Source organism: Mycobacterium sp. 1164966.3 (assembly GCF_001665395.1).
Lineage (GTDB): Bacteria > Actinomycetota > Actinomycetes > Mycobacteriales > Mycobacteriaceae > Mycobacterium.
The window spans coordinates 244,591-256,858 of record NZ_LZSG01000005.1 but is presented as its reverse complement, the minus strand read 5'-3'; the positions used below and the strand labels follow the sequence as shown (position 1 = coordinate 256,858).

9 protein-coding genes and 1 riboswitch are annotated in these 12,268 nt (G+C 66.3%); of the genes, 4 read left to right on the top strand and 5 right to left on the bottom strand.

The window, feature by feature from the left end:
• Positions 1 to 132 precede the first annotated feature (132 nt).
• Positions 133 to 2,232, top strand: a complete 2,100-nt coding sequence (locus tag A9W99_RS03185) for an acyltransferase family protein (RefSeq protein WP_082929790.1) — start codon at positions 133 to 135, stop codon at positions 2,230 to 2,232.
• Positions 2,233 to 2,235: 3 nt separating this feature from the next.
• On the opposite strand, the gene A9W99_RS03180 is transcribed toward A9W99_RS03185, so the two are convergent.
• Positions 2,236 to 2,895, bottom strand: a complete 660-nt coding sequence (locus A9W99_RS03180) for an O-methyltransferase (protein WP_067373205.1) — start codon at positions 2,893 to 2,895, stop codon at positions 2,236 to 2,238.
• A 107-nt stretch (positions 2,896 to 3,002) separates the two neighbouring features.
• Positions 3,003 to 3,177, top strand: a riboswitch (M-box (ykoK) riboswitch).
• A gap of 254 nt (positions 3,178 to 3,431) precedes the next feature.
• Here A9W99_RS03180 and A9W99_RS03175 point away from each other — a divergent pair.
• On the top strand, positions 3,432 to 3,650 hold the full coding sequence (locus tag A9W99_RS03175; protein WP_156622917.1) for a hypothetical protein: 219 nt from the start codon (positions 3,432 to 3,434) through the stop codon (positions 3,648 to 3,650).
• 58 nt (positions 3,651 to 3,708) lie between these two features.
• Here the strand turns inward: A9W99_RS03175 and A9W99_RS03170 are convergent, their stop codons facing one another.
• On the bottom strand, positions 3,709 to 4,647 hold the full coding sequence (locus A9W99_RS03170; RefSeq protein WP_067373198.1) for an NADP-dependent oxidoreductase: 939 nt from the start codon (positions 4,645 to 4,647) through the stop codon (positions 3,709 to 3,711).
• 141 nt (positions 4,648 to 4,788) lie between these two features.
• Here A9W99_RS03170 and A9W99_RS03165 point away from each other — a divergent pair, with 141 nt between their 5' ends.
• Complete coding sequence (locus tag A9W99_RS03165) at positions 4,789 to 5,379, top strand: hypothetical protein (RefSeq protein ID WP_067373196.1); 591 nt, start codon at positions 4,789 to 4,791, stop codon at positions 5,377 to 5,379.
• A 91-nt stretch (positions 5,380 to 5,470) separates the two neighbouring features.
• Here A9W99_RS03165 and A9W99_RS03160 read toward each other — a convergent pair whose 3' ends face one another.
• Together A9W99_RS03160 and oxc are read right to left on the bottom strand one after the other, a co-directional pair.
• Positions 5,471 to 6,226 carry a L,D-transpeptidase family protein gene (locus A9W99_RS03160; protein WP_067373193.1) on the bottom strand — a complete coding sequence of 252 codons (756 nt, stop codon included), beginning with the start codon at positions 6,224 to 6,226 and terminating at the stop codon, positions 5,471 to 5,473.
• Positions 6,227 to 6,399: 173 nt separating this feature from the next.
• The gene (gene oxc, locus A9W99_RS03155) at positions 6,400 to 8,148 is read right to left on the bottom strand and encodes an oxalyl-CoA decarboxylase (RefSeq protein ID WP_067373190.1); all 1,749 of its coding nucleotides are present in this window, start codon (positions 8,146 to 8,148) and stop codon (positions 6,400 to 6,402) included.
• Between the two features lie 181 nt (positions 8,149 to 8,329).
• Here oxc and A9W99_RS03150 point away from each other — a divergent pair, with 181 nt between their 5' ends.
• Complete coding sequence (locus A9W99_RS03150) at positions 8,330 to 9,886, top strand: FadD7 family fatty acid--CoA ligase (protein WP_067373187.1); 1,557 nt, start codon at positions 8,330 to 8,332, stop codon at positions 9,884 to 9,886.
• Between the two features lie 17 nt (positions 9,887 to 9,903).
• Here A9W99_RS03150 and A9W99_RS03145 read toward each other — a convergent pair whose 3' ends face one another.
• A complete protein-coding gene (locus A9W99_RS03145; protein WP_067373184.1) occupies positions 9,904 to 12,051 on the bottom strand; it encodes an elongation factor G-like protein EF-G2 in 2,148 nt (715 codons plus the stop codon).
• Positions 12,052 to 12,268: the final 217 nt, after the last annotated feature.

The window sequence follows — 12,268 nt, the reverse complement described above, 5'->3', positions numbered from 1 at the left end:
ATATCCCGCCGAATGAGCCCGTCGCCCTCCTGCGCGTGTCGCCCGTGAATCCGACTGCGTCGCACCTAAGCTGGCTGAGATCACGAGGAGGGGCAGCGACGTATCGGCAGCAACGACGGCGCCGGACGACAAATTGGTCAGGGCGCGCTAACAGCGAGCACTGAGCCGGGCGGGAGTCACCCCGCGCCGGCATGTTCTGCTCCGCGGCGCCGGTGGGTCGCCCCGGTACGCCGGGTCGGCCGCCGGGCTGCGTGGGATCGGCCCGAGCGCCGCGACGGCATTCCCGCACTGGATGGCATCCGTGCCATAGCGGTCGCGCTGGTGCTCGTCGGGCACGGCGGCATCCCCGGTGTGGGCGGCGGGTTCATCGGCGTCGACATCTTCTTCGTCCTCAGCGGATTCCTGATCACCTCACTGCTGCTCGACGAACTCGGCCGCACCGGTCGTATCGAGTTGACCGGGTTCTGGATTCGACGGGCCCGACGGCTGCTGCCAGCGCTGGTGCTGATGGTCCTCACCGTGGGCGCGGCCCGAGAGCTTCTTCCGGCGCAGTCTCTCGCCGGATTGCGCGGTGATGCGATCGCCGCGTTCATGTGGATGGCGAACTGGCGGTTCGTGGCGCAGAAAACGGACTATTTCACGCAGGGCGCCCCGCCCTCGCCGCTGCAGCACACCTGGTCACTCGGCGTGGAGGAGCAGTACTACTTTGTCTGGCCCGTCCTGCTGATCGGGGTGACCCTGCTGCTCGCGGCACGAGCCAGGCGCTATTTCCGGCGGGCCACCGTGGGCGGAGTTCGGTTCGCCACCTTCCTGATTGCCACGCTGGGGGCACTTGCGTCGGCAGCTGTCGCCGTTCTTCAAGCCCACGACGCCACCCGCGACCGGATCTATTTCGGGACCGATACCCGCGCGCAGGCATTGCTGACGGGCTCGGCCGCAGCGGCTCTGCTGGTGCGGGATTGGTCGTCGCTGAACCGAGGCTGGTGCCTCATCCGGACCCGCTGGGGGCGGCGCGTCGCCCGGATACTGCCGATCCTCGGTCTGGCCGGGTTGGCAGCGGCGGCTCATTACGCCACGGGTAGCGCGAGCGAGTTCCGCCATGGCCTGCTGATCGGGGTGGCCGTCGCTGCTGTCATGGTGATCGCGCCGGTGGCGATGGAGCAGCGCGGCATTATCGCCCGGGTTCTGGCCTGGCGTCCGCTGGTGGGGCTGGGCAGCATTTCCTACGGCGTCTACCTGTGGCACTGGCCGATCTTCTTGGCGCTCAACGGCGAACGAACCGGATGGTCCGGAGCCGGATTGTTCGCCGTCCGGTGCGCCGCGACGGTGGCAGTGGCCACCGCGTCCTGGTGGTTGCTCGAGCAACCCATCCGCCGTTGGCGACCGGCTCGGGTGCAGTTGCTGCCGCTGGCCGCGGCCACCGTAGCCTCCGCCGCAGCGGCGACCATCCTGGTCGTTCCGGTCGGAACGGGCACCGGCCTACGGGAAGTCGGGCTGCCGCCGGGTGTTTCGGCCGTCGCGGCCGTGTCGCCGTCGCCACCGAAAGCCGTTCAGCCCGCACCCCGGCCCCGGGATCCCAACCGCCCGTTCACCGTTTCGGTATTCGGCGATTCGATCGGGTGGACCTGGATGCACTATCTGCCGCCCACACCGGGATTCAGCTTCCTGGACCACACGGTCATCGGGTGCAGCCTGGTGCGCGGCACTCCGTATCGGTACATCGGCCAAACCTTGGAGCAGCGACCGGAATGCGACACCTGGCCGGGCAGGTGGTCGACGCAGATCAACCAGGATCAGCCCGATGTCGCGCTGCTGATCATCGGCCGCTGGGAGACCGTGGACCGGGTCAACGAGGGGAAATGGACTCATATCGGTGACCCCACCTTCGACGGGTACCTCAACGCCGAGCTGGAGCGGGCGCTGAATATCGTGAGCTCCACCGGCGTTCGCGTGATGGTTGCCACCGTCCCGTACAGCCGGGGTGGCGAAAAGCCGGACGGCCGCCTCTATCCGGAGGACCAACCCGATCGCGTCAACCAGTGGAACACCATGCTGCGCAACACGGTTGGCCATCACCCGAATGTCCAAATTCTCGACCTGAACAAGAAGCTCTGCCCCGACGGCGTTTACACCGCGAAGGTCGACGGCATCAAGGTACGCAGCGACGGCGTCCACCTCACCCCCGAAGGCGTGAAATGGCTGACGCCCTGGCTGGAGGAGTCGTTGCGGTAGCGGTTAAACGCTTGCGCGACAACTGACTTCCATGCTGTCGCTGTCGCGAACCAGAAAGTTGAAGCCCACGTAACCGTTGTCGGGATTGCGCACCCGATCGAGATAGGGCTGGGTGTCGGCCGCACTCGTGTTGTCGGCGACCACCAGCGCGCCCGTCGACAGCCGCGGTTCGAGCAGCTCGATCACGGGCAGATACAAGTCCTTCCAACCGTCCAGCAGGACGAAGTCGACCGGTCCGTCCAGATCGGCGAGCGTGGAAAGCGCATCTCCTTCGAGAATGGTGATCACATCATCTAAACCGGTCTCGGCGAATGTCTTTCTGGCAGCGGCTATCTTGTCCTGGCTGAGCTCGGTGGTCACCACCCGGCCGTTGCCGTTGTCACGCACCGCCGCGGCCAGGTGAATGGCGGAGATGCCGAAGGACATCCCGAATTCGACGACTGTGGCAGGGCGGGTGGCACGCACCAGCGCGTACAGCAGCCGGCCGGCTTCGGGAGTCACCGGGATGTAGAACTCGCTCATCGCCTCGGCGCGTTCTTGGGCGGTCATCGGCCGGCCCAGCTCGTCGCGTTTATCGCGCAGGAGCGACATTTGGTTCTTCGCCTCGCTGTACATCCGGTCGAGGGTGGTCGCGACTTTGGGGTCCTGCAAAGTAATCGTCATGGTCTGAAAGCGTAGGCGCCGGGCTTGCAACGGTCATGACACGCCGAGTGACCAGTAGACGCACAGCGTTTGACGAGCAGCGGGTCAGAGTGCGAGCATGGTTTCCGCATGCACCTCGTTAGGTGAGGCGTCTGCATGGATACAGGCCACTGACCTCGAACGTCGAGAGACGCCCCGGGTCAGGACAGCTCTTCCCGGACCCAAGGGTCGAGCCCAAGTGGCTTCTGGGCGATGGTCCAGATACGCCGTGCAGTGCCGAAGCTCCGACGAGAGAGGTGTAGGTCCGGCGGCCTAGCCGGTTCTTTCGCCTCTTCCGTGCAGCTGAACGCGACACCCGCGGGTGTCCCGGCCGTGAGGAGGTGAGGGCGAGATGAGTCCTAGCGACTGTCCCTATCCGCAATCCATCTTGTTCGGATCCGGTTCCGGCATTTGCGCTGACGCCTGAGTTCTTCCATTCCCGCCGCAAGCGGGCGCGCTAGATGCGCGGTGCGTTGTGAAATGCCATGAGCCGGCTGGCATTCAGGCAGGAGAAGATCATGGCTTTTGTTGTCGCACACCGTGTTACCGGTGCTGAAAGGGTTTCCCGGACGTCTGGGCGCTCGCTGCTGCGGACGGGCCGGCTGCTGGCGAACAGGTTGTGCGCATGGCGCACACCGACTCCGCAACAGCGGGCAAACCTGTACGTGTCGCGGATGCCAATCGCGGTGATCACCGCCTCGCTGGGCGGGCATCCCTCCGACCCCGCGGGCCGCTAGCAGCGAGAAGGCGCAAAAGCCCCCGAAATCAACTGATTTCAGGAGCTTTTGCGTCTGCTCATCCGTTCGGCAGCAGAACGATTTTCCCGTGGGTGTGCCGGCGTTCGAGTTCTTCGAACGCGTCGGCGACCCGGTCGAGCGGGTAAGTCGCGGCGATGTCGAAGTCGACGGCACCGCCGGCGATCAGGTCGGCGGTTTCGGCCAGCACTTCCGGCGTCGACGCGTCCATGCTGCCTTCGGTTTTGGCGCCGACCTCGCCGGCCTTCTGGAACGAGATGATGGTGTCGATCCGCTCGGGTGACACCCCGAGGTCGACGGCCAGATGAACGTAGTCGGGACCGAATAGGTCTATGAACGCGTCGATTCCCTCCGGTGCCGCCTCGCGCAACCGTTCCGCCAGCCCGTCACCGTAGGCGATCGGGATGACGCCATGCGCGCGCAGCCAGTCCGCGTTGCCAGGCCCCGCGATGCCCAGCACCACCGCCTCGCGCAGAACCAGCAGCTGCACGACGAGACTGCCGACTCCGCCGGCAGCCGCCGAGACGGCGACGGTCTCACCCGGCTGAGGTGCGACGGCGCGCACCGCCGCATAGGCCGTCGCACCCACCACGTACAGCGAACCCGCTACCTCCCAACTCAATTGAGGAGGTTTGCGGATCAGCTGACCGACGGGGACGGCGGCGTGGGTGGCGTGGCTGGACCGGCGCAGGCTGAACCCCAGCACCTCGTCGCCGACCGAGAACTCGCTGACCCCCGGACCAACCACGGTCACGACGCCGGCCAGGTCGCTGCCTTCGCCGGACGGAAACGTGGCGGGGAACATCTCGTGCATCGCCCCGATCCGGATGCCCGCCTCGCCGGGATTGATCCCGGCGGCGCGCACCTCGACCACCACTTCGCCCGGCTCTGGCGTCGGCATCTCTATGTCCGCCACATACAACACCTCACGGCCGCCGTAGCGGTCGAACCGTACGGCGCGCGCCGCTGCAGCCGTCATTTCGAACTCCCCTCCCACCGGTGAAGCCTGTTATCGCAGCCCATGCTGGTGCGCAACACCGTGAGCGTTGCCCTTGTTCCCGTCCGCAATTGCCAGTAGCGTCAGGCGCCGCGGCACACTGGTGGGGATGGAAGGAACGCTATGAAGCTTTCTCGGAAGACAGTTGCCGGATGGGCGGTCGCCACGGTGGTGGTGGGCGCCGCGACCACCGGTTGTGGGCCCGGTGAGAGTCCAGGGTCGTTGCCGTCTGTCGCCCCGAGCACTTCGGCCGGACCGCCGTATCCGCCGCTGGCCGACTACACGAACCTGCTGATCAAGGCGACTGATATCGGCCCGGATTTCACCGGTTCGGACCCAGTGCAGAATCCCAATGGTGCCCCCGGTGTGTCGCAGCTCTTCACCAACGGGGACAACAGCCGACGCATCGGCGACATGATCATGCTCGTCAACGAAGCCAAGACGGCCAAAGTGGGCCTCGACAACACCAAGAACAACTACGGCAGCAAGGTCACCGGCACTTGGCAGCCCGCCGACGTCGGCGACGGCGGAGCGATCATTTCCGGTACCGCGCCGGACAATTCCCAGGCGGTGACTGTCTTGTTGTTCACCGAGGGCAAGGCTCTGGTCAGCCTGGAATTCGACAGCGCGCCCAATGACCCGACGGATCCCGAGTTCGCAAAGGACATCGGCCGCAAACAAGACGCCGCGTTGAAAGGCCGACTGCCAAACTGACACGGCCGCAGCAGTTTTGGGGTCCTGCGGGCGCCGCCGAACACCGGTGTTATAGTTGCTGCTCGAAATCCCCTGTGGGCGTTCGGAATTGTCAGGCTACGACGTTGATGGGGTCACCGATGTTTACGGTGTTGAAGTACCACGCGGCGTTGTCCGGGCTCAGATTGATGCAGCCGTGGCTGACATTGGCATAGCCCTGCGAGTCAACCGACCATGGGGCCGAGTGCACGTACACACCGCTCCAGGTGACACGGACGGCGTAGGAAGCGGTGATCTTGTATCCGTCCGGAGAACTCAGCGGTATTCCGATCGTCCGCGAGTCCATCACGACGGTGCGCTCTTTCGATAGAGCGGTGAAGTTGCCGGTCGGTGTCGGACGGCTGGGCTTACCCATCGATGCCGGCATGGTGCGCAGTATTTCCCCGTTCCTGCTGACGGTGAAGGTGTGCGCGGAGATGCTGGCAACACTCAATAATGCGTCGCCCGTTTCGAAGCCGGTCCCCATGCCCTGTACCTCGACCGAGACGCGGGTGTGGCTGGGCCAGTACTGGCTCGGAACCCACTGGACGACATTGTTCTCAACCCACTCGAAGTGTCCGGTGAGGTTGCTGGGGGAGACCACGCGAATAGAGCGCTCAGCCGCGGCACGATCGGCGACCGGCGCGGTGAACGTCACCACGACCGGATGGGCCACTCCGACCACCGCACCGTTGGCCGGCAAAACGGACTCCACGCCGGGGACCGGCTGGCCCACCGGAACCGCCGCAACGCTGCGGGTGACCGGTACTGCCATGCTCAGCGCTGAGATCGCGACCATAACGAACAGATAACGAACTGCTCGACGCATCGGGTCCACCCTTCGAGATGGTGCGATCAACATGAATCCATTCTAGTCGGCTCCACTCTATAGATATCTCTAGCAAACACTCGTCCGTTAGCTTGGCCGCCATATTAGCGGTCCCCGGCTGTCCGTCGCCGGGAAAATTCTCACTTGATTGGTCCTGAACGAAACCGCGCTGCTCACCCGTCGGCGCTGACCGCCGACGGCGCTGGCCTGGCTGCACTGGCCGGGTTGAGGCCTGACAGATGGCCGCTTTCCACGCCGGCGGCCGGGTCGAGCACGCAGTTGACGATGGCCGGTCCCCGCGACGCGAGAGCCTCGGACAGCGCGGAGCGCAGTTCGGGCGGGGTTGTGACGTGGTATCCCTTGCCGCCGAACGCCTCTGCGAGCAGTTCGTGCCGAGCCTGCGCGTTCAAAACGGTCGGCGCTGGGTCGCCACCCGAGGCGGCCCCGGCGGGGGCGACTTCGTCACCGCGATAAACCCCGCCGTTGTTGAGGATGACGACGGTCACCGGGAGCCGGTAACGGCAGATGGTCTCAATCTCCATGCCGCTGAAGCCAAATGCGCTGTCGCCCTCGATCGCGACGACCGGTTTGCCGGTCTCGACCGCGGCGGCGATGGCGTAACCCATACCGATGCCCATCACGCCCCATGTCCCGGTGTCCAGCCGATGGCGCGGTAGCTCCATGTCGATGACATTTCGCGCGAGGTCTAGCGCGTTGGCTCCTTCGTTCACCACATATGTGTCCGGATTGTCCTGCAGCACAGAGTGAATGGCTCCCAGCGCATTGTAGAACCGCATCGGCCGCGGATCTTCGGCCAGACGCCGGCGCATCTTGGCATCGTTGGTTGCCTTACGGTCGGCGAGCTCGGTGACCCATTCCGTCGGAGCGACGACGGAACACGCGCGCACTCCGTCGAGCAGCGCGGACAGCACCGAGCCGATGTCGCCGCTCAGCGGTGCGGCGATCGGCCGGTTGCTGTCGAATTCCGCAGCGGCGAGGTCGATTTGGATGAACTTGGCGTCGGGCGACCATTGCGGTGGCTCGCCGTGGCCGAGCAGCCAGTTGAGCCGGGCGCCGACCAGTAAGACAGTGTCCGCGCGGGCTATCGCCAGCGAGCGCGCCGCGGCCGCGGACTGCGGGTGCGAATCCGGCAGCAGCCCCTTGGCCATCGACATCGGCAGAAACGGGATCTCGGTGGTCTCCACGAATTCCCGAACGAGGCCGTCGGCCTGCGCGTACGCCGCGCCCTTGCCGAGCACGATCAGCGGCCGCTGGGCACGCGCCAGCAGTTCCAGCGCACGCTCAACCGCCTCCGGGGCCGGCGGCTGCCGCGGAGCCGGGTCGACGACCCGCCAAATCGTGTCGGCGGCGGCCGTGGCCTCCAGCGCTTGACTGAGGACCTCGCCGGGGATGTCAAGGTAGACACCACCCGGACGGCCCGAGCTCGCGGTACGAATGGCCCGCGCGACACCGCGCCCGATGTCGTCGACGCGGCCGATGCGATAAGCCGCCTTGGTGAACGGCCTTGCGGCGCTGAGCTGATCGAGGTCCTGGTAGTCGCCTTGCTGTAGGTCCACCATCGACCGCCGGCTTGATCCGGAGATCTGGATCATCGGGAAGCAGTTGGTCGTGGCGTTGGCCAGTGCGGGCAGGCCGTTGAGAAAACCCGGGCCGGATGTCGTCAGGCACACACCCGGGCGACCGTTGAGAAAGCCGGCGGCGGCGGCGGCGTTGCCGGCGGAAGCCTCGTGCCGGAAACCGATGTACCGGATGCCGGCTGCCTGGGCGGTTCGGGCGAGGTCGGTGATCGGGATGCCGACCAGGCCGTAGATGGTCGCGACGTCGTTGGCCTTGAGGGCGTCCACGACGAGGTGAAAGCCGTCGGTCAACGCTGCACCGGGAGGTGCGGAATTGCTGGACATGGGGCCGACTCCTTCTTATGGTTCGTCCTCACTTTGGCCCGGGTTCTCGTCGGTGTCCAAGTTCAACCGGATCAATGTGGCTATCGGTCGTGTGTGTGTGCAGATATTGGGACCCAGAACCGTCGTCCGGGCCGGGCGCGCAGGAAGTGCTTTTCATAAGGGAGTAAAACAGGCACGGTCGATGACAGTGCGCACGAATGCGGAGGTGATCCACGGAATGCAAAACCCGCGCTTTGCCGACCTGGTCCAGGTGACGGCAATCCGGTCGCCGGACGCCGCGGCGCTTGTCGTCGGCACCAACCGGATAGCGGTCAGCTACGCCGACCTGATCCGCGTGGTCGATGACCTGGCCGGCCGGCTCCAGCGGCGTGGCTTGCAACCGGGTGACCGGATTGCGTTGCGGGCCGGCAGCAACGCCGAGTTCGTTGTCAGTTTGCTGGCGGCGTCGCGGGCGGGCATGGTCGTCGTTCCGCTGGACCCCGCGTTGCCCGTCAGCGACCAGAACACCCGCGCCGAGGCGGCGGGCGTGCGGGTAGTACTGGCCGACGACCAGCGCGAGCCGATGCCGCGCTGCTGGCGGGTCTCGGTGGACACCGGCGAAAACGGCCTGGCGGTCCGGCTCGACGCTGACACGGCCCCCAGCCAAATGACGCCGCCTACCGGGTTGCGCGACGACGACGCGATGATCATGTTCACCGGCGGGACGACGGGCCTGCCGAAGATGGTCCCGTGGACACACGAGAACCTCGACACCTCGATCCGGGCCGTCATCGCCGGGTATCGCCTCGGTCCGCAGGACGCGACCGTCGCGGTGATGCCGCTGTACCACGGTCACGGGCTGGTCGCCGCATTGCTGTCCAGCCTGGCATCCGGCGGGACGGTGTTGCTGCCGGCCGGCGGGCGGTTCTCGGCGCACACGTTCTGGGATGACATCTCGGCGGTCGGGGCCACCTGGTACACCGCGGTGCCCACGATTCACCAGATCCTGCTGGAGCGGGCGGGCAGCGATTCATCGCCGAATGGCAGAGCAACGCTGCGCTTCATCCGAAGTTGCAGCGCGCCACTCACTCCGGAGACCGCGCAAGCGCTGCACGACGAGTTTTCGGCGCCGGTGGTGTGCGCGTTCGGGATGACCGAGGCGACCCACCAAGTGAGCACCACTCGTATCGATCAGAACGAGAGCCCTTCTGGGGCAACTGGTCTGGTCGGCAGGTCCACCGGCCCGCAGATCCGCATCGCCGGGCCGGACGGGAATCCGCTGCCGGCGGAGGCGGTCGGAGAAGTCTGGTTGCGCGGGCCCACGGTGGTGCGCGGCTATCTCGGCGACCCGGAGATAACCGCCGCCAACTTCACCGACGGATGGCTGCGCACCGGCGACCTGGGGTCGCTATCGGCGGCCGGCGACCTGAGCATCCGCGGCCGGATCAAGGAACTGATCAACCGCGGCGGCGAGAAGATCTCGCCCGAACGTGTCGAGGGCGTGCTGGCCTGTCATCCAAATGTGTTGGAGGTAGCGGTCTTCGGTATGCCGGACAAGATGTACGGGGAGACGGTGGCCGCAGTGGTTGTGCCCCGCGTGTCGCCCGCGCCGGCGCCGGCGGAGCTCGCTGAGTTTTGCCGCGATCGGCTGGCGCCCTTCGAGGTGCCGGCCAGCTTCCAGGAGGTCAGCGGGTTGCCGCACACCGCGAAAGGCTCACTCGACAGACGTGCCGTGGCCGAGCAATTCCGGTCGGTATGAGGCGGCGAATTGCACCTTCACGCAGTGCTTTTCACTTTCGCGGCGGCGGACTCCGGCATCGGCTCGTAGCGGACGAACGAACGGGTGAACGACGCGGCCCCATGCGCCAGTGAGCGCAAGTCGATGGCGTATCGGGTCAGCTCGACCTGAGGCACTTCGGCCTTCACCACCGTGCGTTCGTGGCCGGCGGTCTCGGTGCCGAGCACCCGGCCGCGACGACTGGACAGGTCACCCATGACCGCGCCGACGTAGTCGTCGGGCACCAGCACCGAGATCTCGTCGATCGGCTCCAGCAGGACGACCTTCGTCGCGGCGGCGGCCTCCCGCAGCGCCAGCGCGCCGGCCATCTGGAAGGCGAAGTCCGAAGAGTCGACGCTGTGGGCCTTGCCGTCGAACAACGTGACGCGCAGGTCGACGACCGGGTAGCCGGCGTGTACCCCCTTTTCCATCTGCGCGCGAATGCCCTTTTCCACACTGGGGATGTAGTTGCGCGGCACCGCCCCGCCGACAACCTTGTCGACGAACTCGAACCCGGAACCCTCCGGCAGCGGTTCGACTTCGATGTCGCAGACCCCGTACTGGCCGTGGCCACCGGACTGCTTGATGTGGCGGCCGTGGCCTTTTGCCTTGCCCGCGAAGGTTTCTCGCAACGGAACCCGAAGGTCCACCGTGTCCACGCTCACCCCATAGCGGTTGGCTAACGCGTCGAGCACCACCCCGGCATGGGCTTCACCCATGCACCACAGCACGATCTGGTGCGTTTCCTGGTTCTGCTCGATCCGCAGTGTCGGATCCTCGGCGGCCAACCGGCCCAAGCCGACCGACAGTTTGTCCTCGTCCGCCTTGGCATGGGCCTGAATGGCGACCGGCAGCAGTGGCTCGGGCATGGTCCAGGGCTTCAGCACCAAGGGCTCGGACTTGTCGGAGAGCGTGTCACCGGTTTCGGCGCGGCTCAACTTGCCGATCGCACAGATGTCGCCGGCCACCACGGCAGGTGCGGGGCGTTGCTGCTTGCCGAGCGGGAAGGACAGGACGCCGATGCGTTCGTCTTCATCGTGGTCGGGGTGGCTGCTGCCCGAACCATTGGATCCTCCGAAGAACGACGCAAAATGGCCCGACACGTGAACCGTCGCGTCGGGCCTGATGGTCCCGGAGAACACCCGGACCAGGCTGACCCTGCCGACGTAGGGGTCCGACGTCGTCTTCACCACCTCTGCCAGCAACGGTGCGCTGACGTCACAGGCCAGCTCGGCATGTGGAGCGCCGGCCGGCGTAAAGACCTCGGGCAGCGGATGTTCCATCGGCGAGGGGAAGCCGCGGGTGGCCACCTCCAGCAGTTCGAGGGTGCCGACACCGGTGCCGCTGCACACCGGGATGACCGGGAAGAACGAACCGCGGGCAACGGCCCGCTCCAAGTCTTCGATCAGCACCGACTCGTCGATGGTCTCGCCGCCGAGGTAGCGCTCCATCAGCGACTCGTCCTCGGATTCCTCGATGATCCCTTCGATCAGGGTGCCGCGCGCCTCCTCGATGCGGTCGGCATCCGCCGGATCCGGCGGCCCGACGGTCCGCTTGCCGGCCGAATATGTGTAGCGGGACTGCGACAGCAGCCCGATCAGGCCGTCGGAGGACGGCAGATAAAGGGGTAAGACTTTGTCGCCGAAGGCGTCCTGCGCCGCGTCGAGTGCCTCGGCGTAGTTCGCTCGGGCGTGGTCGAGCTTGGTGATCACCACCGCGCGCGGCATGCCGACCTGGCTGCATTCCTGCCACAGAGACTTGGTGGGCTCGTCGACACCTTCGTTGGCGGCGATGACGAACAGCGCGCAATCCGCGGCCCGCAGCCCCGCGCGCAGCTCACCGACGAAGTCGGCGTACCCGGGGGTATCGACAAGGTTGATTTTGGTGCCGTCGTGCGACAGCGAGGCCACCGCGAGCCCGACCGAGCGCTGTTGCCGGATCTCGGCGTCGTCGAAGTCGCAGACCGTCGTGCCCTCGGTGACCGAACCGGGGCGATTCAGCACACCGGCCGCGACGAGCAAGGCCTCGACAAGGGTGGTCTTGCCACCCCCCGACGGTCCCACCAGGACCACGTTGCGAACACCCGCCGGGGTGTCCGCGGTGGGAGCGGCTCCCGCTCCCTGGGAAGCACTCGCTCTGTCCGCCATGGCTGTCCTCCAGTTCTCCCGGGTAGCGTCGCTCGGCCCGCCAGCGGGCAGGGTCCTTCCGGTGTGTCCCAGACCACAGAAGGCAGTAAGCAACTTTTCCCCGAACAGCCGCCCAACACAAGGGTCGGACCACGCCCGTCGCGGGTAAACGGCGTCGCGACACTGAAACCACGCACAAGCCACGACGATGGGAGCCGCAGTGGCTGCAGTCTCGGCA

What these genes read in the sequence shown, in the direction of transcription:
- A9W99_RS03165 (WP_067373196.1), top strand. Translation starts at nt 4,789, where the DNA reads ATGAAGCTTTCTCGGAAGACAGTTGCCGGATGGGCGGTCGCCACGGTG.
- A9W99_RS03150 (WP_067373187.1), top strand. Translation starts at nt 8,330, where the DNA reads ATGACAGTGCGCACGAATGCGGAGGTGATCCACGGAATGCAAAACCCG.
- oxc (WP_067373190.1), bottom strand. Translation starts at nt 8,148, where the DNA reads ATGTCCAGCAATTCCGCACCTCCCGGTGCAGCGTTGACCGACGGCTTT.
- A9W99_RS03160 (WP_067373193.1), bottom strand. Translation starts at nt 6,226, where the DNA reads ATGCGTCGAGCAGTTCGTTATCTGTTCGTTATGGTCGCGATCTCAGCG.
- A9W99_RS03180 (WP_067373205.1), bottom strand. Translation starts at nt 2,895, where the DNA reads ATGACGATTACTTTGCAGGACCCCAAAGTCGCGACCACCCTCGACCGG.
- A9W99_RS03145 (WP_067373184.1), bottom strand. Translation starts at nt 12,051, where the DNA reads ATGGCGGACAGAGCGAGTGCTTCCCAGGGAGCGGGAGCCGCTCCCACC.
- A9W99_RS03170 (WP_067373198.1), bottom strand. Translation starts at nt 4,647, where the DNA reads ATGACGGCTGCAGCGGCGCGCGCCGTACGGTTCGACCGCTACGGCGGC.
- A9W99_RS03175 (WP_156622917.1), top strand. Translation starts at nt 3,432, where the DNA reads ATGGCTTTTGTTGTCGCACACCGTGTTACCGGTGCTGAAAGGGTTTCC.